Raw genomic sequence first — 22629 nt, forward strand, 5'->3', positions numbered from 1 at the left:
CAGTATACTTGGTTCATCGTATATGATTGACAACCTATCGGATTTATAGTGGATTGATTATAATATACCGTCAGTGAATGACTCTTAAGCAATATCGCATCACAGTTGACGTATTGCCTAAGAGTGCTGTTTGAATAAATATTATTAAAAGAAAATGCTTTACCCGTCTTGAATATTGCTAACTTGAATATTGCTAAGCAGCTACATACAACGTACTTGATCGAACGATATCATTCATTATTGCATAGTATCATTGAACCATCTTCAACACTGTATTTGAGCTTTATTATTAACGACAACTAAAGGAAGATCTAAATAAAATGTCAAAAATTATTTATACAAAAACTGACGAAGCCCCAGCGCTGGCGACTCTATCTTTTTTACCTATTATTAAAGCGTTTACGCAAACTGCAGGTGTCTCTGTTGAGAGCACTGATATCTCTGTTGCTGCGCGTATATTGGCCGAGTTCCCTGAGTACTTGACTGAAGAGCAACGTGTTCCTGATAACTTAGCTGAGCTTGGTCGCCTGACTCAAGACCCAAATACCAATATTATAAAACTACCTAACATCAGTGCTTCTGTACAGCAGCTCAGAGCCGCTATCAAAGAATTACAAAGCAAAGGTTTTGCACTACCTGACTTCCCAGAAGATCCACAAACTGATGAAGAAAAAGAATTGCGTAAGCGCTATGGCAAGAGCCTAGGTAGCTCTGTCAACCCAGTACTTCGTGAAGGCAACTCAGATCGCCGCGCGCCAAAAGCAGTTAAAAACTATGCCCGAAAACATCCGCACTCTATGGGCGAATGGAAACAGTGGTCAAGCACGCATGTATCACACATGCATGGTGGCGATTTCTATGATGGCGAGCAATCTATCACGCTAGACAAAGCCCGTACCGTACGTATGGAGCTACTACTTGATGATGGCACTACAAAAGTATTGAAACCTAAACTTGCGTTACTTGATAAAGAAATCATCGATTTGATGGTTATGAGCAAATCTGCATTGCTAGAGTTTTATGAGCGTGAGATGGAAGATTGCCGCGAAGCGGGTATTCTATTCTCACTGCACGTAAAAGCCACCATGATGAAGGTGTCACACCCTATCGTATTTGGTCACGCGGTACGTATTTATTATAAAGAAGCTTTTGAAAAGCATGGCGAGTTCTTTGATGAGCTAGGCATCAATGTAAACAACGGTATGGCAGATCTATACGACAAAATCGCTACCCTACCATCATCAAAACGCGAAGAGATCGAGCGCGACCTGCATGCCTGTCAAGAGCATCGCCCGCGTCTGGCAATGGTGGACTCTTCAAAAGGTATCACCAACTTCCATTCGCCAAGTGATGTTATCGTTGATGCCTCTATGCCAGCGATGATTCGTTCAGGTGGTAAGATGTGGGGTGCAGACGGCAAAATGTATGACTGCAAAGCCGTGATGCCAGAGTCTACCTTTGCTCGTATCTACCAAGAGATGATTAATTTCTGTAAATGGCATGGCAACTTTGATCCAAAAACAATGGGCACCGTGCCTAACGTTGGCTTGATGGCTCAAAAAGCTGAAGAATATGGTTCACATGATAAAACATTCGAATCTAGCGATGCTGGTACTGCCCGCATTGTAGATGTTGAAACCGATGAAGTATTGCTAGAAAAGCGCGTTGAGAAAGGCGATATCTGGCGTATGTGTCAGACCAAAGACGAACCTATCCAAGATTGGGTAAAACTTGCAGTACGCCGTGCGCGTGATTCAGATACACCAGTTATCTTCTGGTTAGATCCATACCGTCCACATGAGAACGAGCTGATCAAAAAGGTCAGAACGTATCTAAAAGATCATGACACTAATGGCTTACATATCGAAATTATGTCTCAGGTTCGCGCCATGCGTTATACCCTAGAGCGTGTCGCTCGTGGTCTTGATACCATCTCTGCTACCGGTAACATCTTACGTGATTACCTCACTGACTTATTCCCAATCCTAGAGCTAGGTACCAGTGCCAAGATGCTATCGGTTGTGCCATTAATGAAAGGCGGCGGTTTGTTTGAGACAGGCGCTGGCGGTTCTGCACCAAAGCATGTTCAGCAGCTCACAGAAGAAAACCATTTACGTTGGGATTCTTTGGGCGAGTTCTTGGCATTGACAGAGTCTCTGGATCATCTGGCGACAAATGATAAAAATGCCAAAGCCAAAGTATTGGCAGATACGTTAGATACCGCAACTGAGAAGTTGCTATTGAACGACAAGTCGCCATCACGCAAGACAGGCGAGCTGGACAACCGTGGTAGTCACTTCTATCTTGCCATGTACTGGGCAGAAGAGCTGGCGGCGCAAGATCAAGACGCGGAACTAAAAGCGAAGTTTGCAGAGCTGTCGCAAAATCTTCAAGATAACGAAGCGGCTATCGTCAAAGAGTTCAATGATGCTCAAGGCAAATCTGTAGATATCAAAGGCTACTACTATGCTGACGAAAAACTGGCGACACAAGTAATGCGTCCAAGCAAATTGTTTAACGACGCATTGGCATCGCTATAGTTTGTTTAAATAGCTGTGCCGAGATAATTGAGCATAATTGTCTTTAGTCTTTAAAGTCAAAGTTAGTTATGCCGGTTATGGTTATGCTATTTACAGTCACTGTAAATCAAACACCTCAATGGTCTTAGGACATTGAGGTGTTTTTTATGCGCGCTCTAAAAATATGGAACGCTCGCTTTTATACAGTACCCTATGTAAAAGGTTGACCTTATCGTTCACCTTTCATACTCAAAACCATAATTATTAGCTTTATTCTACCTTTTCAGTTTTCAAGTACACAAAAAAAAGCCACCTACGTCAGCAAATGGCTTTTAATGATGTTTAATAGAACGCGGTGCTGTGAGCACTTATATGATTTAAAACTTCTATGGCGCAGCACGTGTATCGCTAAGCATCCATATGCTTAATGACTGCTTTACCAAATTCAGAGGTACTGAGTAAGATAGCGTCGGGCATGAGACGTTCAAAATCATACGTCACTGTTTTGTTTGCAATCGCACCTTTGATACCGTCGATGATAAGATCAGCCGCCTCACACCAGCCCATGTCACGTAGCATCATCTCAGCAGATAGTATCAATGACCCTGGGTTTACTTTGTTTTGACCAGCATATTTGGGCGCGGTACCATGTGTCGCTTCGTATACTGCGATAGCACCGCCTTTGTTCGCTCCTGGCGCAATACCGATACCACCGACTTCAGCGGCTAGCGCATCAGAGATATAGTCGCCGTTTAGGTTGAGCGTTGCGACTACAGAATAGTCTGCAGGACGCATCAAAATCTGTTGCAGGAACGCATCAGCAATCACATCTTTGATAATGATGTCGTTGCCCGTCTTTGGGTTTTTTATCGTCATCCATGGGCCGCCATCTAATAACTCAGCACCAAAGCGCTCTGCTGCCAGCTCATAGCCCCAATCCTTGAATGCCCCTTCAGTAAACTTCATAATATTGCCTTTGTGTACCAAAGTCACATTTGGCAAATCATTATCAATAGCATACTGGATTGCTTTACGTACTAAGCGCTGGGAGCCTTCTTTTGAGACAGGTTTGATACCGATACCGCAGTTATCATCAAAACGAATCTTGGTGACGCCCATCTCTTCTTTTAGGAACTTAATAACTTTTTTAGCATCCTCGCTACCTGCTTTCCACTCGATGCCAGCATAGATGTCTTCTGAGTTTTCGCGAAAGATAACCATATCTGTCAGCTCAGGATGCTGAACTGGGCTTGGCACGCCTTTAAACCAACGTACTGGACGTTGACAGACATATAGGTCGAGCTCCTGACGTACTGCCACATTGAGTGAGCGAAAGCCACCACCCACTGGCGTGGTCAATGGGCCCTTGATACTAACGACATAGTCTTTTAAAATCTCTAACGTCTCACTTGGTAAATAATCACCGTCGTATATCTTGGCCGCTTTTTCGCCGAGATACGCTTCCATCCATACAATAGATTTTTTGCCATGATAGGCTTTATCGATCGCTGCATCGACCACCTTTCTCATGACGGGTGTGATGTCTACCCCAATACCATCGCCTTCAATAAACGGAATAATCGGATGATTGGGGACGTTTAACGACAAATCAGCATTTACGGTCACTTTTTCGCCGTCTCTTGGTACGATAACCTTATCATATGACATAGATGATACTCCTTGGTTGTCTGTTATAGATCGAAAATGATTTGAACACGCTATTATGCCAACGGTTTTTTATCGTTATAACGCTTAAAAACTTATGATTTGAACAAATATTAACTGAGCAAAGCTGCGATAAATGTAGCACTTGTATCATTGTTTTGAACCGTACTAAAAATAGTTTTAAGCGACAGAAGCTAAGACAAAAACAACATCATAATCAAATTGAATGCTTAGCTTGTCCAAAATACAAAAAACCACTATTAGGATATGGATTTAGAATAGCAATAAACCTATACGACCACTGTCCTACTTTTGTAGCAGATGATGCAACATCCATTCTGTCGCTAACAAGACAGCTATGCTTATTGTTTAATGCCGATTATTCAATACTGGCGTGACCTTATAAGACATAGGCTACAATAGACCACCACTCACCAAATACTAGGAAATATCGTTTTATGTCTAGTCTCGTTTTATTCAACAAGCCTTATGGCGTGCAAAGTCAGTTCAGAGATGACAGCAATAACGATCACACTACCCTATCTGAGTACTTTACCGATAAGTCTTTACGTGTGGCAGGTAGGCTTGATGCCACATCAGAGGGTCTACTTATTTTGACCGATGATGGGCGTGTCAATAAAGCCATCACTCATCCACCCAAGGCCAATGCTGGACGCAAGCAAGGTAAGACTTACTTAGTACAAGTCGAGGGGATACCTACTACCGAGCAACTGAGCAAACTGCGTAAAGGCGTGATTCTAAAAGATGGTAAGACCCTGCCCGCCACTGTCAAACACGTCCATGAAGATGAGTTGCCAATGACGCTCTGGCAGCGTAACCCACCGATACGTGAGCGTAAAAGTGTGTCGGACTCATGGCTGATGATGACGATTTACGAAGGTAAAAACCGTCAAGTTAGACGCATGACTGCTCATGTTGGTCTACCTTGTCTGCGCTTGATCCGTTGGTCGGTTGCAGGGTTTGAACTTGACGATCTAGCGGTTGGTGAGTTTGTGCGCATCCCCTTAGATAGCGCACATTATCAGCAATTAGGCATTGCCTATTAGTAGGCACTACTCAGCTGTCTGTTGCTGAGTTGCTCGTTGCTCAGTTACCGATATATAATTTCATATAATATAAAGATATTACGACCTATTAAACATAGCGTCTCGAATGGGTAAGGTTTATCTGCTAAAATTCAGCACGTCATTGGTTATGTATAGCCATTAGTTGTATAAAGTGGGTCTTATCCATTTATCGTCTTATTTTATAATAGGGACATGTCATGATTGCTTCTCATCGTTTTGCTTTGTTGGCTACCAGCATTTTCGCAGCGCTTTTTCTGAGCGCGTGTCAGCCAGCAGCAGAGGACAATCAACCGGCACCCGTAGAAGAAAGCACGCCACCAGTGACTGATACTACTCATGCTGAGCATGACGGCATGAGCGAGGATACATCGCAAGACGATGTAAACGTCACGGACGGCTCCGAGATGACTGATATTCTCAAGGACTATAAGAAAACCATGACCAATATGCATGCTGAGATGCTGATTGGTATGGGTTACAACGACCCTGATACTGCGTTTGCCAAAGGTATGCTTGGGCATCATCGCGGCGCAATAGATATGGCAAAAATCCAGCTAAAATACGGTACTGATGAGGCTATGCGCCAGCTTGCTCAAGATATCATCACCGCACAGCAAGCTGAGATTGATATTCTAAATAAATGGCTTGCCAGCCATCCTGATGCACCCAAACCTAAGCCTAATACGACAGCCATGCAGCAGGCATATGCCAAGAGCATGGAAGACATGCATGGTGATATGACATTAGGTATTGCCGATCCCATGCCTGATATGGCCTTTGCTCGTGGCATGTTACCGCATCATATCGGTGCAGTAGATATGGCAAAAGTCCAGCTCGAGTACGGTACCGATGAGGAAATGCGCCAATTGGCACAGACTATTATCGATACACAGCAGGCAGAGATTGATGTCATGCAAAACTGGATTGCAGCGCTTCAAGTTTTGAACAGCACTCAGACCAGCATTGACATCATGGATCCTGACAACCAGCCTACTGAAAATGAAAGTTCGGACAATAAAAATACCGATAATGACCGTGTTGATAAAGGTACTGAGGCACAGTAGCAAGAATATCAGAAAGCTGGAATCTAATAACGATAATCCCCCAACAAGCATCATTGCTTATTGGGGGATTATCGTCAGTGCAGCATTAGTCGGTGCGGTATAGGTTATGAATGGCGTTGCGTATCGCGAGCTATACTAGCGCACCTAATGTTGACATACCACTTAACATATCTAATCTGACTGATGATTCATAACATTTAGCCACATCTCCCAGCCTGCTTCTGCTTGCGCCTCATCGCCACTGCTTTGTAACGCCTTGCCTTCTTTTGCTAAGCGTAGACCGATCTTGTGAGGGAATGACTTTTCGCTAGCATCATTGCTATCTATACTGTCTTTTTGCTGCGCTTTAGTTGGTTGTACTTGAAAACACATCAGCTCATCACGGCGAAACAAGTAACACTCGATAGGACGCTTGGCGTTACTAAGCGAAGCTAACTGCTTGCTGTCTGCTTTTATACCATCAATCGCAATAATAATATCATGTGCTGAGATGCCAGCTCTGGCAGCCACGCTACCACGCATCACTCGATTGACCTTGAGTCCGGCTGGTGTTTCGCTACAGCGCATACCCCAAGGCACATGTTTATCAGCCACTTCCTTTTTATTGACCTGTATTTTTATACCGTTTTCGATTAGCAATGTCTCAATAGGTAGCTCCTCTACTCCATTGACATAACGACGCTCAAAATCCTCCCACTCTGCTAGCGGCATGAACTGCCCAATCACCGTACCCATATCGGCGCTACTGATACCAATACGCTTATTGTCGTTTTGCTTGGCTTGAGTATAGAACGCTTTGACCACATCAAAGAGGCGATAGCGACCATCGGTGTTTTTGAGCAGTATCAGATCCAAACACAATGCCACTAGCGCACCTTTATTGTAGTAGCTGATGCCTGCATTGCCCGTATTTTCGTCAGTACGATACAGCTTGATCCACGCATCGAAACTTGACTCTGCCACGCTTTGGTTGCTGCGACCAGGTGTTTGATAGTAACGATTGATTTGTTCTGCCAATAATCTCAGATAGCTTGGCTTGTCGATCACACCAGACGCCTGCAGCATAAAATCATCGATATAAGAGGTAAATCCTTCAAATACCCAAAGCAGAGGCGTAAATGCTTCACGGCGTAGATCAACATCGATCATGACATCGGGACGCACTGTTTTGACCCACCATGAGTGAAAATACTCGTGACTGCATAAGCCCAAGAACCGTTGATAATCAGTACTTGGTAGTTTTGGCTCATCCATATTTGGTAAGTCACGGCGCGGCGTGATCAGGCTAGTGGAGTTAATATGCTCAAGCCCGCCGTAATCTTGACCACTGGCAAAGGTCATAAAGGTATAATCATTGAATGGCGCATCGCCCAGCCAGTCTAGATAAGTCTGGCAAATCTGAGTGACATCTTGCTGTAGCCTGCCCATGTTGGCGCTATGCTTACCTGAGAGATAAAAACTGTGCTGCAGCGTCTCATGCTGATTATCCTTGATAATAAAATCAAATTTTTGCTGCTCTGCAATCTCAAAAGGATAGTCGATCAGCTCGTGGTAGCTGTCTGCCTGTAACTGATAACTGTGCTGTCCATCTGTGTCCTGACCTTCAACACGCAGATGAGTAGCTGCTAAACCACACGCCAAGAGTACATTATTCTCTTTTTTATCTGACAAAAATACCGCGGGAACAATCAAACTGACTTGTACGGGTTCTAGCTCTTGTCCATCAACCGCGAGTGCGAGCGAGGTAAAGTTGCCATACAGACGCTGCTGGTCAACATACGCCGTACGCACTGATAAATCATAACAGTAGACTTCGTACGCGACATTTACCGTTTGTCCTGCCTGTACAGCTGGGAGTTGCCACGTATGTTTATCTATTTTTTGTGCGCGATAAGTCTTGGAGGACTCGTCACCCTCTTTTATTTGGCTGTCTATGATTTGATAGTGTACCGCAGTAATATTGCGGGCAAACTCGCGCATCAAATAACTGCCTGGTATCCATGCTGGTAGCCAAAGTTGAGGCGCGGCTGAGGTTGTCGTAAAGGTCAGTGACACATCAACCAAATGCTCAGAAAAACGCGCAAAATCGAACCGATAACTGATCAAGGGCAGTCGCTTGGCATCATTATGGCTGATGGACACATCGCTCGTTGGTTGATTGTTGGCAGTATTGGTAAATGAAGTCATCGTCTCTCTCTTCCTTATTTTTATCATTATGGTAGAAGCCAATCCGAAAAAACGCAACTCCCAAACCTTAAATAGCCCATAGCTACCCATCAACTATAGAAAATAACAGTTATTATTGTAAATTGGGGCATTAATTGGCTTTTTTTATGTTTTTTGCCTTGAAACTCATGTGACCCATCTCAATTAAAGATGCTAACTGCTAAAGTTACTTTAATAAACTGATGATAATTGACTAATATCGTGGCTATTTGGCTTGCTGATTGGCTTTTTTAGGTTTATTGCAACCGCATTTAATTTTTTACATAGATATATTTAGGATATTTTATGACTACTATCGCAAAAGACACTGCCGTCAAATTCAACTACACATTAAAAGACGACGAAGGCAATATCCTTGACCAATCACCAGAAGGTCAGCCACTTGCTTATCTACATGGTCACAGCAACATTATCCCAGGCCTAGAAGCACAATTAGAAGGCAAATCTGCTGGCGAAAAAGTCAACGCAGTTGTTGAGCCTGCTGATGGCTACGGTGAGTATCAAGAGCAAGCAGTACAGCACGTACCACGTGAGAACTTCCAAGGCGTTGATGACATTCAGCCTGGTATGCAGTTCCAATCAGAAGCTGGTGGTCAAGTTATGCTAGTTACTGTAACTGACGTGAACGAGCAAGAAGTTACTGTTGATGCAAACCATCCATTGGCTGGTAAGCGTCTGACATTTGACGTTGAGATCCAAGAAGTACGTGCAGCAACTGAAGACGAACTAAACCACGGCCATGTACATGGCGCAGGTGGCGTTGAGCACTAATCTCTCCTAGAGTACAGTAAACAGCTATTGAGTGATGAGTTATTATTAGACTTGTCGCTCAATCAAAAAGGTCAGTGACTATGTCTACTGACCTTTTTTTATGCGTGTGTCATCATCGGAGACTTATCAAATATATGCTTTGTCGAATAAATAATCTACCAAGTAAATAGAGTGATTTGAAAAGTTGAATACTTAACAGACTTTGCTTAAGCTCCATTTTGCTATTTGTAGATAATAACCAATAAATATTTATAAATTTTAGACACAACAAAGCCGCATAACGACAAGCGTCATGCGGCTTTTATTACCAACCATCCATGTTAGCGTTACGCGATACCTAATCCCGGGGTATCTCATAACTGACAGGCATCCAGCCTTATCATCCCTAATCAGCAAACCACTTATCCCTGATGCGACCTTAAGATACCAATCCCTAGTATCAATGAACCATTCCGTTCAATCGTGCCGTACAGTTATAATCGCAGATTGCTCTATCATTAGTAAGTAGTCTGAACGTCAATCCATGTAAGCATATGCTTACATGGAAGCCGTGGCTACTTATAATTGGTCATAGCTTTTCTTGCGGGCTCAGCATTGCTGTAGGTTCAGCACTAAGCATGAGGTAAGCGGCTTCATTAATAAATGCTTCATCTTCTGGTAACTCTGGACGCTCACCAGCTTTCATGCGACTACGCTCTTCGAACTTTGCATCCATCGCAGCTTGGTACGTATTCCAGTTAGAGTATGGACGTTCACCAGTGGCGATCAAGCGCTTGTTTTCTGCTTCTAATGAGCGCTTTTCTATGAGCTGCATTTTAGCGCGGCGGCTGTTGATGTCTAGACGAACAGGTTTCTTTTCATCATCCATGTTACGAATGTCATTGAGCGTCGATAGATAAGTAAACTGCGGGTCTTTCTGTTGGCGAACCTTAGACTGCTGATTGAGCGTTGCGAGTGTATCACTGGTAAACTTACCCTCAGGCTTATAAGGAGATGTTCTAATAGTATCCCAAGGTAGTGCTTTTTTCTGCGCGCGCTCGCCAAAGGTGGCGTCGTCATAGATGTTGACCAATTCAACATCAGGTACCACGCCTTTGTTCTGAGTACTACCGCCAGTGATACGATAGAACTTACGCTGAGTTAAGGTGGCAGAACCCAGCGCCAAGCTATCGAGCTGAATCTGTGCAGAGCCCTTACCTGTCGTGGTACTACCCACGACCAATCCACGGCCATAATCCTGAATGGCAGCAGCAAAGATCTCACTGGCTGATGCCGATGCCAAATTGGTGATGACGGTCATTTTGCCATCATACAGCTGCTCGCCACCATCATTGTCACGGTATACTTGAATGTTACCGCGGTTATCACGAATTTGTACCAGTGGTCCACTCTTGATAAACATACCGAGCATTTTAGCAACTTCATCCAAAGAGCCACCAGGATTGTTGCGTAGATCGACAACCAAGCCATCGATGTTTTCTTTGTTCAACTCTTTCAGTGCTTTTTCGGTATCGATACTGACACTGCGATAATCCTCACCGTTACGGCGCGCACGATAGTTTAAGTAAAAACTTGGTATTTCAAGCACACCGATACGTTTGGGTGTCTCATCGATATTAGGACGCTGCACCTCTACCACACGCTGAGTCACGCCGGACTCTTCTTGCTGAATAATGTCACGTACGACAGTAACCGTACGGGCGCTAGCATCTGGTGTATTTGGTTGACGTAGTTTGAGAGTGACCGAGGTGCCGCGCTTACCACGAATCAAGCTGACAATCTCACGCGTTGACCACCCGACCACGTCAGTCATGTTCTCGCCATCTTTTGCGATGCCAACGATCAAATCATTGGGCTTGATTTGTCCAGATTTGGCAGCAGGACCTCCATCTACCAAGGTCACAATACGAGTGTAGTCTGGGTTTTTACGATCAGGGCGGATAGAGACACCGATTCCCTCTAACTGCAAGCTAGATTGGATTTGCAGCTCAGTCGCTTGGATCGGTGCATAGTAGTTGCTGTGTGGATCATATGTCAGCATTGCCGTGTTCAAGATGGTTTCCATGATCTCATCGTCTTTGAGGCGTTTGAACTGCTCCTGCTGACGTGACAAACGGTTTTGCAAGATCTCACTTGGTGTACGCTCATCGTTGCGCACTAAGTCTTGACCACGTGTGATATCTGGATTGTTTAAGAACACAGCTTCTTTGGCTTTTTCGTCTTCTTGCCCCAGCGTAATACTCATTAACTGAAATTTCAGCTGACGCGCCCAGTAGTCTCGTTGTTCTTTTTTGGTTTTGAAGTGACCCAGTTTTTCGCGGTCAAGTATGATGGTGTCATTCCCCGTCAGATCGATGTCTGTTTTTAGCATTTTCGTTGCCATCGCAAAGTATTCATTTGAGCGTTTGCGATAACGATCATAGACTTCTACCCCTGCGGATAGATCGCCCTGTTTGAGACGCGCACCAAAATCAGCCGCGTGCTTTTTTTTCAGCTCATCGACATCAGACTGCAAAAACAACGTATGGTTTGGATCAAGGCTATCAATATACATTGATAAAATCTCGCTACCCGTTTTGCTATCTAAAGGTTGATTGAGATAATGACTGCGATCCAGCAAGGCGGCGACTTGGCGAGTAGTGACTTTTTGTTCAGGTGTCTGAACAAAACTTCCTGTATTGGTTTCTGCGACTGCTGTACCGTAACTTTGTGTCAGGATAATACCGGCGATGCCCACTGACGCTGCACTGAGTAACCACTGTGCTGGTTGTTTTTTCATCATATGTACCTAGTTATTTGAAGTTAGTGATTTGTTTGGATTTGGGGATATTGTTTGTTTTGTTAAAATCTAAAAACCCTGAATCTGTGATTACTTATCAATACTGATTGTTTTCGTTATTCGTCAGCTTGAGCTTACTCTCTTCTGCGCTTTTATTGTTGTACAATATTTTGTGTTGTGCATTTCTCTACACAGTTTTTAGAACGCTACTGTTTTTAAAGCTCTTTATGTTTTATAGCCTTTAAAGCTTGTAGACATTGTCATCACATACTGATATATAACCTAAATTAAATAATATTATCATGAGCAATAATACTGAACTGTCTCAAACTGTATAAGCAATCTTACACGCTACGCCTACACATACCAAACTTTCTATCACTTTTCTCACTTAGAGCAAATGCAGACTATCAACCTCTATTCGATGATGATTAATAGACTGATTTGACGTCTATAATTCGTACATTAGGTTCATTCGATAATAGCTGTCATAATAAAGTGTATTGATGATGGCTTATGAGTGAGTAGACATTTAGAGTCCATCAGACCCATAATATAACCATATAAAAAAGAATAAGGATCATGCAATGTACGGCGTTTTAATGATTGATATCGATAGTATCGCACTAACCGCTGAAGATGTCAGTTTACTCAAACAAGCACAAGTCGGCGGGGTCATACTGTTTGGACGTAATGTAGCCGATGCCGCCCAAGTACGTACACTGTGCGACGATATACGTTATCACAATCCCGATATATTGATTGGTGTTGACCAAGAAGGTGGGCGCGTTGCACGGCTACGTGAAGGCTTTACCCCCTTACCAGCAATGGGTAGACTAGGTGAGTTGTTTAATAAAGATCCGAGTCGTGCACTTAGCTGTGCGTATGACTGCGGCTACCTAATGGCAGCTGAAGTATTGGCAGTAGGGATTGATTTGAGTTTTGCGCCTGTACTAGACAGAGATGGTATCAGCCAAGTCATTGGTGACCGTAGCTTTCATCACGAGCCACAAGCGATTACTGCACTTGCGACACAGTTCATGCGCGGTATGAAAGCAGCAGGCATGGCCACCACTGGCAAACACTTCCCAGGTCACGGCGCTATTGCCCCTGACTCTCATGTGTCAGAAGCCATCGATACACGTAGCTTGGATGAGATCATCAATAGTGATATGCAACCGTTTGCCCAAACGCTACCACTGCTCGATGCCCTTATGCCAGCACATGTGATTTTCTCGCAAGTAGATGATAAGCCCGCAGGATTTTCAAAAATTTGGCTAAAAGATATTATTCGCGATCAATTAGCGTTCGATGGTGTACTCTTCTCTGATGATTTGTCGATGGCTGGGGCACAGGCAGCTGGCGATGTCAGCGCGCGTGTCAAGGCCGCTATTGAGGCTGGCTGCGATATTGCATTGGTATGTAATGACCGCGTGGCCGTTCATGAGGCTGCTGCTGCGGCACAGGAGTTGTCCTATCCCAATCAAAAACGCATCAAAACCATGTGCGGCAATATACCAGAGTGGCAAGGTGATCTTGAGTCTACTTGCCAGCATTTTGATTACTGGCAACAAGCAAAAAATAACGTCACTCAAACATTTTTTAACGCCTCTGCTGACACGCAAGTTACTGGAGAGTTAAAAGAACCGATAGACCCTACTCATTACAAATAGGTATTCGATAATAGATAATCAGTAATAGGTAACCACTAACGCGCTGATAAAATAAAACCGCCTTTATATAAAAGGCGGTTTTTTATTTTTAACTATCGTGTGATCAGAGGTTTGCAGATTAATTTGTTGGATCTACTGCCGTGTCTTGCGTAGCGTCATCACCATCTGGTAGCAAATCGTCATTATTACTGTCTAGCGGATTCAAATCTGGGTCTAACGAATCACTGTTAATCGTCATACCATCGTTTGGATCGACCATCTCGTCATTAACCATAAATTCAATGCGACGATTACGGAAACGACCCTGCTCGGTTGAGTTATCTGCGATAGGATCTGACTCACCCATACCTTTGGTTGTCAACTTGCTTGCCTCGACACCTTGAGCCACTAGGTACTCTTTCACTGATTCAGCACGCTCACGAGACAGCTCCATATTATAAGAATCAGAAGCTTGACTGTCTGTATGACCAATAATCATCAGGTTCAAGTCAGGTACGTCGTCGATGATTTTTGCAGCGCGGTCTAAAATGGCTTTGTTGACATCAGGAATGACCGCTTCATCCACTTGGAAATTGATAACCTGAATGCTCAAAGCACGAGCAACGTCACGTGGATCTGCGTTTTCACCTAGGTTGTTCATTGCGACATCTGCTGCAGCGACACTATCGTCAATCTCACCTTGTAGATCTAATGGGCCTTCAGCCTCTACCATCATTGCAGGTGCAGCTGCTTGTAGGTCAGATACTAATTGGGCTAATGCCGCATCATCAGGTGCGTTGACCGTGATGGTATCGCCTTTAATAATCATACTGGCATTCGGTACGTTTTTGACGATAGGTAATATAGTGGCGAGTTGAGCGGCAGCTGGCATGTCTATGGCAAAGTTATCATCGACATCGGCGCGGCACTTATTGGCTTCATCGCCAAATGCACCAGTTAACGCATTCATTACATTGGTCTGTAGCGTTTCATTGCCCACATTCATGCGGCAGGCATAAAGCGTACCATTTTCGCCAGTAGCAATTCGCAACGATGCAGGCTCAATATCAGCTGCCATCACTGATTGCTCATTGCCTTGCTCATCTTGCTGTATGGTAGTCGCTGGCGTAGCAACAGGCTCTGGATTTTCCTGGCAACCTCGAAGTAGGGCCCAGGCCAAGGCTCCCAAAATAATCAAACCAATAATCGGTAGTAGCGCTTTCATAAAGCTACCTTGTGGCTCTTCTTCTTTTTGTAGTGGTGCAGTACTGACGGTATCAGACATGGGCGTAGCAGCAACTGCGCTTGCAGGTAATACAGCAGCTGCCCATGCAGGAATATGATGCTGATAGCTACTCAGATTATTACTTAAGAATTGAGGTACAGGCGTAGTACCAGCCAAACTTTTTATTTCGTGGAAGGCAAGCGGTGCTGCCATCGCAATCAGGCCACGAGAGGCTGTCTCGTCGACGTTGTGTTCATGAGCAAGCTCACGGGAGATTTGATCGCGATGAGCCCCTTCTGTCCACACGCGATCATAAAAGGCGTTGTCATCACGGGCAATGTTTTCGTTGGCAAAGCGACTGTAGGTCTCATCATTCGCTAAGCGAGCAGCAAAAATCGCATAAAACTGTTCCAGTAGGTTCTTCTTAGCAGGACTATGATCGTCCGCTAGTACCGCAGGACTGACCGTACGTGTCAAATGACTGATAATATCCATAATATAACTCTCCTCTTAATTTTTATTTGTATCATCCGATTACTCAATGCATAAGACCGCCAAGTAAAGCTAAGACATGATATCAAAATTCCTTATGAAAAAATTTTGTTGTCAGTCTACTGTAGTCGCGCTACTGCATTTTATTTCAGACATTATAAAATTATTAAGAGAAGGTTCACAGTCGATGCGTTGTTGTACAAATGATACGTTAAGTAATGTTTGAGTTGGTACTCGTAACTATACAAGCACTTGGGTACATATCAATAACAGTCAAAAAATTAGTTGAAGAAGATTGTTGTTCGTATTAAAGGGTGTAGGTTTTAAAGCTTGCCTTGCAAAACTATAAACAAGGTCTGATTAACCTATATGGACAAAAAGCAGTATAGAAATCTATACTGCTTCTTAGCTTATAGCTTCTGTTCTCTTAACCACTTGACCTATTAGCTATCTTACTTGGGCAGGCTCTGCGACAATGACACTGCTCGCCATGTCATCTACTTCTGATTCAGAGATAGGACCTGATGGTCTGCTCGTTCTGTTATTAGAAGGAGCATTGCTAGGAATGTTATTAGACATATTACTTGGGCTATTGCTTGGTATGTTAGGCAGTTCACTGTTTGGGTTATTACTGCTTGGACTGTTAATGAGCCCTCTGTTGTTACTATTATTAGGTAGCGGCGCCGGTATCACGCGATCACCAGTGTTATCGTCAGGCGATTGATACTCTACAGAGCCACTACCAGTACCATCGTTACTATACTGATTATTAGAGGCTGCTCCACCACCAAACTGATTGTTCACACCATCAGCACTTCCCATACCATATGCAGCGTTATTATTAGGTAGTGGCAACGGTGCAGTACTATCAACTGCCATAGCAGGTACTAAGCTGCGTATGTTTGTCACCAATTGCTGTAGTAGCATATTATCTGGTGCCTCTACTATAAGACGTTCGTTTTGTAACTGTAGACGTGCAAATGGCGTTGATCTGAGCATGGTTAAGATGTTAGGAATTACGTCTACAGGCATATTAGCAATAGTAGTTGCTATTCCCTCATTTACAGTCAATTCACAAATAACTGCTTGTTCTCCAAAGCTTGTATTGAGTGCCTGTTGCAGTGTGCTTTGCAGTCCTACGTCACCGACTGTGGCACTACAAGTATAGAGATTGCCACTATCATCAACACCAATGATGAACTCGACAGGCGTCATTGCTTCTACTACTGGTTCGGGCGCAGGCGCTGTTATCACAGGCGCAGCAGCAATAGGCTCTACTGGTATGTCATTGTTGGGCTTGATCAGCAATGCCCATGCAGCAAGCGCAAGCCCGGCAAGTGCTACTATTAACAAAAACACCCGTATCAGCAAATCGTTTCGCTGATTACGAGTGCGTACTTGCTCTCGCTTCAGGCTGCCGTTCTCTGCCAAATGATGTGCTGCTGGACTGGCATGAATGGCATCGTCACTACCGAAGCGAGTCTCTTCACCCAATCCGTCAGTAGATCCTACACGAGGTTGTCCGCCATCAGAGGCTGTAGTTGCAGCGGCTGTGATGGTAGGGACAGTGCTGGTGTTCAGGCTGGGATCATCAAGTCTATCTAACGTAATTGACGTATTGTCACTCAATGGTCCGATAGAATTGTCCGCCATAGCCGCGGACGATATGTCTTGACTGACATTACTCTTGTTATCTACGTCTAAAGTAGATGTAATAACTGGTATTGCCCATATGGGTAGATATGGGCGTAGTGAGGGCTGCTCTGCTTGTAAAAATGCTGGTAAAAACTGACCATTAGCGAGTGTTTTTAGCTCACGATACGCTAAGGGTGCGGCATTGATCAGTAATTGGGCAGTGACTGACTCATCAATATGATGTGTGGCTGACAGCTCTTGAATAATCGTATTCTGTAACATCTCACTATGCCATAACTGCTTAAATAAAGGCATTTCAGGGATATTGTCGTTAGCTATTACTTGATCATTACGCAGCAACTGCGAATAAACCTGCGGCACCGCCAAACGCGCAGCTAGAACCGCATAAAACTGCTCAAGGAGACTGATATATGCCACGCTATCGCTACTATTGCGCTCACCCAATACAGCTGAGGTAACCGTCTGCTCTAATTCGTCAATAATACTCATAAGTCACTGCCTCGTTCGGCTTTTGAAATCCATAAGGTTAATTGCTCGTTTTTAATTATATACACGGCACTATCTTATTGTTTATACCTTCTCTTTCGTATTTTCTTATTCATAATTAAGAGGCCGTATCTATAGGTTGTTTACTGAACTCACATGATACACTGCTACATTACTCACTATAAAAGCATAAAAAAGCATAAAAAAGCATCGTTTTGTCACATAATAAACATTTGCAACCTAATAACTACTGTTAGTATTGTTTTATTACTCTACGAATAGTTTAGATTTATTATTAGTACGTTAATTATCGGTCATATTTAGTTTTCATTCAGCCTTAGCGCTTAGGTTTTGAACACTGTCATTTATCGCATTGTCACACATCAGGCGCGGCCTAAGGATTATCCTTTGTTAAACCATACGACCCTTATTATCATTATCACGGTTATTGTCAGCTTGTTGGCATGGCAAAACAAAAAGCTACTCAATCGACTCATATTTTATCCACCAGCTGTAAACAATGGACAGTGGGATCGCTTTGTGACGCATGGCTTCATTCATGCCGATAGTATGCATCTACTTTTCAATATGTTTACGCTGTATTTCTTCGGTCGAGCTATCGAAGGTCTGTATCGCTCATTCTTATTCGGCTATGGTTTTGTCGTTTTTTATGTGTTGGCTATTGTTGTGGCCATGATTCCAAGCTACCTGAAAAATAAAAACAATGCCAGTTACTTAAGCCTTGGAGCCTCAGGCGGCGTATCAGCCGTTTTATTTGCTTTCATTTTGCTAGCGCCATGGGAACGCATTTACTTGTTTGCCGTTATTCCAATTCCTGCAATATTGTTTGCTGTCGCTTATGTGTTTTATAGTATTTATGCTGACAAACGCGGTGGTTCCAATATCAATCACATGGCCCATATGTGGGGCGGCGCGTTCGGTGTCGTTGCCACAATTATCTTGGAACCCAAAGTGCTGCCCCATTTTATAAATGCTCTATTATCGCCTGGTTTTTAGACTGACTTTATTTGGAATGAAGAACGTTGTTAGAATTAGGAGCATTGTTAGAATGAAGAGCATCAGAATAAACAACCTTTAGCATCCAGCTCTTGAGTAACCATTTACTTTTATATGTGAGATTTAACCACTCGTTATGATTATAGATATTATCGGTGATATTCATGGTTATGCAGATAAGCTGGTCGGTTTATTAAACCAATTAGGTTACGAGCATAATGGTCAGCATTTTGTCCCGCCTATGGGCCATAAAGCATTGTTCATTGGGGATTTGATTGACCGTGGTTCGCAGCAGTTGGCAACGCTTGAAATTGTCTTTTCTATGATAGATGCGGGCGTGGCTGATGCAGTGATGGGCAATCATGAATACAATGCATTGGCTTATGCTACGCTCAATCCTGATGACAAGACTGAGTATCTACGAACGCATAATGCTATACATAAGCGTCAGCACGAAGCATTTTTAGCAGAGGTCGCATTTGGCTCAGAGCTACATGAGTATTGGTTACAGCGTTTGTATGAGATACCTTTATGGATTGAGACAAACTATGCTTGTTTTGTACATGCATGCTGGGACATAGATAGCATGAACGTCCTCAAACCGTTTTTGACTGAGGACGACTGCCTAACAACTGACGGTCTGCTCGCAACTGCCGAAGAAGATACTGTCGAGTTCGATGCATTGGAGCGCGTACTAAAGGGTGTCGAAACAGGCTTGCCCGATGGCATCGTAATGGTTGATAAAGAAGGCACGAAGCGCTCGCGAGTGCGGGTACGCTGGTGGCTTGATGAGCTAAATAAACGTACGCTTCGCGAGGTGGCACGCGTACCCTCATCAGCAATGGCGCAAATACCGGCCGATGCACTCGCTGAGAATATTGACTTTGCGTTCAAAACACATAAGCCTGTGTTTGTCGGTCACTATTGGCTGACAGGCACACCCGCACCGCTCAGTCCACAAGTTGCTTGTACAGATTATTCAGCAGCTGTAGATAGCGGCTACCTGACCTGCTATCAGCTTGATACCGAACAACCCCTACCACTGACAGCGGCTCACTTTGTACAGCATTATCATGATAAAAAACAGATATAAACCAGTGATGTTGCGGCTCTTAATACCAAGCAGGTATTAAAAATCAAACTTGGCTTTACGACTATAGCAAAACTTTTGTATGATGGTCTTTTTGAGGATATCCAGTCATGAGCACCACAAATACTGCTGCTAACCAGAACGGCCCTATCACCTCTCCTGCTGGTCAATCGAAAGTTGGCATTATCATGGGTTCGCAGTCGGATTGGGCGACCATGAGCGTGGCCGCACAATTGCTAGCAGACTTTGATATTGCTTTTGATTGTGAAGTGGTTTCTGCACATCGCACACCTGACAGACTGTTTGATTATGCCAAGAATGCCAAGGATAATGGTCTGCAAGTCATCATTGCTGGTGCAGGCGGTGCCGCTCACCTGCCGGGTATGTGCGCAAGCCAAACACCCCTACCGGTTTTTGGGGTGCCGGTAAAATCCTCAATGCTGAGTGGTTGGGACAGTCTGCTATCTATCGTACAGATGCCTAAAGGCGTCGCGGTTGGGACATTGGCGATTGGGTCTGCTGGTGCTTACAATGCTGCTCTACTTGCGATTCAGGTATTGGCATTACATGATGATACGATTGCTACTAAGCTCGATCACATGCGCCAGACGCAAACCGACACCATTCTTGCTAGCCCAACACCTGGTATTATCAATACCTAAGTGCATTGATTGCATATAGATTGACCAGTACTTTTGATAGCATAAGATTGCTAGCACAAGAGTAAAGCTATCATTATTTATTTTTGATTCAGTCCTAATAAAGATAAGGTGCATATAGTGCACCTTTTCCTATTTTCATCCATTGAGTTTTAGATTTTAATATACCAAACACCTTATTCACTTTTATTCAAAGAGCCTGCCATGACTACAGCAAACGCTTATCCTGTTACCCAAACCATTCGTACCATCGGTATTTTAGGCGGTGGTCAGCTTGGTATGATGCTTGCCGAAGCCGCGATGCCACTCGGCTACCAATGCGTCTTTTTGGAAGACAATCCAGAATGCCCTGCCAGCTTATACGGTCGTGTGTTTCATAGCGATCAACTAGAAGCGTTTATCGCAGCAGCGGACGTGTTTACCTTAGAATTTGAGAACACACCCACCTCTACGGTCGAGCAATTGGTCAACTTGTCCAAATCTGGCAGTAAGCAAGGCATGTTCCCGCCATTGATTGCCCTCGACATCGCTCAAGATCGTCTAAAAGAAAAGCAGATGTTTAACACGCTCGATATTGCGACAGTACCTTTTATGGAAGTTAGTTCCGAGACTGAGCTCAAGCAGGCTTGCAAAGATCTAGGACTACCTATTGTCCTGAAAACCAGTCGCGGTGGTTACGATGGCAAAGGACAGTTCGTCATTAAGCAAGACAGCGATATCAAAGCGGCTTGGCTAGACCTAAAAGACGCGGTCAGCGGTAAAGGCTCACTCACACCGACACCTGCGCCACTGATTGCTGAAGGGTTCATTGACTTTAGCCGTGAGGTATCTATCATTGCCGTACGAGCGCAAGACGGTCAGGTACGCTGCTATGATTTGGTCGAAAATCATCACCACAACGGTATTTTGGCAAAAACCCAAGCACCTGCGGTTGGTACAAGCCACCTGTTTGAGCAAGCAACAGACGCCATTACCAAAGTCATGAACCACTTAGACTATGTCGGTGTCATGGCGCTTGAGCTGTTTGTCACCAAAGACGCTCGTGGTCACAATACGATATTGGCTAATGAAATTGCGCCGCGCGTACATAATTCTGGTCATTGGAGTATCGAGGGCGCTATTACTAGCCAATTCGAAAACCATATCCGTGCCGTGGTTAACTTGCCGTTAGGCGATACAGATAACGTGCATCCTGCAATTATGGTGAATGTACTTGGTCAATATCCCGATATTAGTGCCGTTCTAAATATCGATGGCGCTCATTATCATAGCTATCACAAAGCTGAGCGTGATGATCGTAAGATTGCTCATATCACATTGATGCCCAATGACGTGACTGATTTAGAACCTGCTATGGCAAAGCTGGTTGCTATATTGCCGAATAAGGTTGGTCTAGATAAAGAATATGCAAGCGTGGATACTCAGCCTAGTAAAGCAGACGTCGATACTAAGAGTAATGCTAAAAATAGTGCTCAGAACAGTGTTCAAAATGATGCCACAGCTGATGAACTAGATACTAAAGACAGCCAAGCAGACAACCTGACTACTACTCCATCAAAACCTGAGAAGGCCAAAAAATAATGCAAATTTGGGTAGATGCCGACTCAGTGCCATTGATTGCCAAAGACTTGATTATTAAAACAGCTGAACGTACCAAGACTACGGCAATATTTGTGGCCAATCAGCCGATCAAGCTACGCAAATCGCCCCTACTGGTCATGACTGTGGTGCCATCAGGTTTTGATAAGGCTGATGATTATATCGTTGAGCAGATACAAGCAGGTGACTTAGCTATCACCAGTGATATTCCTTTGGCAAATGACATCTTGGACAAAGGTGGTATGGTACTGACGACGCGTGGCGTGGTTTATGATAAAAACAACATCAAACAAAAGCTTAACATGCGTGATTTTATGGACACCATGCGAGGCACTGGCGTGTTAGAGCTACAAGAAATGAGCGGACAAAAACCGTATGGCGACCGTGACAAAAAAGCTTTTGCTGACGGCCTCAATCGTCTGGTTCGTTAGAACCTCTCATTTTCTTGGCAGTTATCTGTTATAAGCTTATAGAACAAAGCCCTTTTTATAACGGCGTTTCGTGAGCTTTACTTACCTCCTTGCAAACCATATACACTCTATAACCAAACACCATTCAATCAGCACGCTTTATAACGAAGCGTGCTGCCTATTTTTGTTACGCTATATTCAGTTTTTGAGATAAATAGTCTTTATATAAAT

General features: G+C 43.9%; 15 protein-coding genes. 10 read left to right on the forward strand and 5 right to left on the reverse strand.

Features of this window, described 5'->3' with window-relative positions; genetic code table 11:
- The first annotated feature begins 320 nt into the window (after positions 1-320).
- Entirely contained in the window at positions 321-2540 is a 2220-nt protein-coding gene (locus tag NJD71_RS06395; protein WP_319051108.1) for an NADP-dependent isocitrate dehydrogenase, read from the forward strand.
- Between the two features lie 387 nt (positions 2541-2927).
- Here NJD71_RS06395 and icd read toward each other — a convergent pair whose 3' ends face one another.
- The gene (gene icd / locus NJD71_RS06400; RefSeq protein WP_319051109.1) at positions 2928-4187 is read right to left on the reverse strand and encodes an NADP-dependent isocitrate dehydrogenase; all 1260 of its coding nucleotides are present in this window, start codon (positions 4185-4187) and stop codon (positions 2928-2930) included.
- A gap of 455 nt (positions 4188-4642) precedes the next feature.
- Between icd and NJD71_RS06405 the strand changes: the two genes are divergently transcribed.
- Entirely contained in the window at positions 4643-5251 is a 609-nt protein-coding gene (locus NJD71_RS06405; RefSeq protein ID WP_319051110.1) for an rRNA large subunit pseudouridine synthase E, read from the forward strand.
- Positions 5252-5469: 218 nt separating this feature from the next.
- A complete protein-coding gene (copM, locus tag NJD71_RS06410) occupies positions 5470-6336 on the forward strand; it encodes a CopM family metallochaperone (protein WP_319051111.1) in 867 nt (288 codons plus the stop codon).
- A gap of 171 nt (positions 6337-6507) precedes the next feature.
- Here copM and NJD71_RS06415 read toward each other — a convergent pair whose 3' ends face one another.
- Positions 6508-8523 carry a M61 family metallopeptidase gene (locus tag NJD71_RS06415; RefSeq protein ID WP_319051112.1) on the reverse strand — a complete coding sequence of 672 codons (2016 nt, stop codon included), beginning with the start codon at positions 8521-8523 and terminating at the stop codon, positions 6508-6510.
- Between the two features lie 324 nt (positions 8524-8847).
- Between NJD71_RS06415 and NJD71_RS06420 the strand changes: the two genes are divergently transcribed.
- Positions 8848-9333, forward strand: coding sequence for an FKBP-type peptidyl-prolyl cis-trans isomerase (locus NJD71_RS06420; RefSeq protein ID WP_319051113.1), 486 nt, complete (start codon positions 8848-8850; stop codon positions 9331-9333).
- A 568-nt stretch (positions 9334-9901) separates the two neighbouring features.
- On the opposite strand, the gene NJD71_RS06425 is transcribed toward NJD71_RS06420, so the two are convergent.
- Positions 9902-12112 carry a carboxy terminal-processing peptidase gene (locus tag NJD71_RS06425; RefSeq protein WP_319051114.1) on the reverse strand — a complete coding sequence of 737 codons (2211 nt, stop codon included), beginning with the start codon at positions 12110-12112 and terminating at the stop codon, positions 9902-9904.
- Between the two features lie 587 nt (positions 12113-12699).
- Here NJD71_RS06425 and nagZ point away from each other — a divergent pair.
- On the forward strand, positions 12700-13785 hold the full coding sequence (gene nagZ, locus NJD71_RS06430; protein WP_319051115.1) for a beta-N-acetylhexosaminidase: 1086 nt from the start codon (positions 12700-12702) through the stop codon (positions 13783-13785).
- A gap of 118 nt (positions 13786-13903) precedes the next feature.
- Here the strand turns inward: nagZ and NJD71_RS06435 are convergent, their stop codons facing one another.
- Both NJD71_RS06435 and NJD71_RS06440 read right to left on the reverse strand, forming a co-directional pair.
- Positions 13904-15484 carry an OmpA family protein gene (locus NJD71_RS06435; protein ID WP_319051116.1) on the reverse strand — a complete coding sequence of 527 codons (1581 nt, stop codon included), beginning with the start codon at positions 15482-15484 and terminating at the stop codon, positions 13904-13906.
- 444 nt (positions 15485-15928) lie between these two features.
- The gene (locus tag NJD71_RS06440) at positions 15929-17626 is read right to left on the reverse strand and encodes a hypothetical protein (protein ID WP_319051117.1); all 1698 of its coding nucleotides are present in this window, start codon (positions 17624-17626) and stop codon (positions 15929-15931) included.
- Positions 17627-18031: 405 nt separating this feature from the next.
- Here NJD71_RS06440 and NJD71_RS06445 point away from each other — a divergent pair, with 405 nt between their 5' ends.
- From NJD71_RS06445 to NJD71_RS06465, 5 genes are all read left to right on the forward strand, one after another.
- A complete protein-coding gene (locus NJD71_RS06445) occupies positions 18032-18640 on the forward strand; it encodes a rhomboid family intramembrane serine protease (protein ID WP_319051118.1) in 609 nt (202 codons plus the stop codon).
- A 136-nt stretch (positions 18641-18776) separates the two neighbouring features.
- Entirely contained in the window at positions 18777-19733 is a 957-nt protein-coding gene (locus tag NJD71_RS06450) for a metallophosphoesterase (protein ID WP_319051119.1), read from the forward strand.
- Positions 19734-19840: 107 nt separating this feature from the next.
- Entirely contained in the window at positions 19841-20392 is a 552-nt protein-coding gene (purE, locus tag NJD71_RS06455) for a 5-(carboxyamino)imidazole ribonucleotide mutase (protein ID WP_319051120.1), read from the forward strand.
- 201 nt (positions 20393-20593) lie between these two features.
- Positions 20594-21970 carry a 5-(carboxyamino)imidazole ribonucleotide synthase gene (locus NJD71_RS06460; RefSeq protein WP_319051121.1) on the forward strand — a complete coding sequence of 459 codons (1377 nt, stop codon included), beginning with the start codon at positions 20594-20596 and terminating at the stop codon, positions 21968-21970.
- On the forward strand, positions 21970-22419 hold the full coding sequence (locus NJD71_RS06465) for a YaiI/YqxD family protein (RefSeq protein WP_319051122.1): 450 nt from the start codon (positions 21970-21972) through the stop codon (positions 22417-22419). Before NJD71_RS06460 ends, NJD71_RS06465 begins: the two co-directional genes overlap by 1 nt.
- The last annotated feature ends 210 nt before the right edge of the window (positions 22420-22629 follow it).

The organism is Psychrobacter sp. PP-21 (genome assembly GCF_033790785.1).
GTDB lineage: Bacteria > Pseudomonadota > Gammaproteobacteria > Pseudomonadales > Moraxellaceae > Psychrobacter.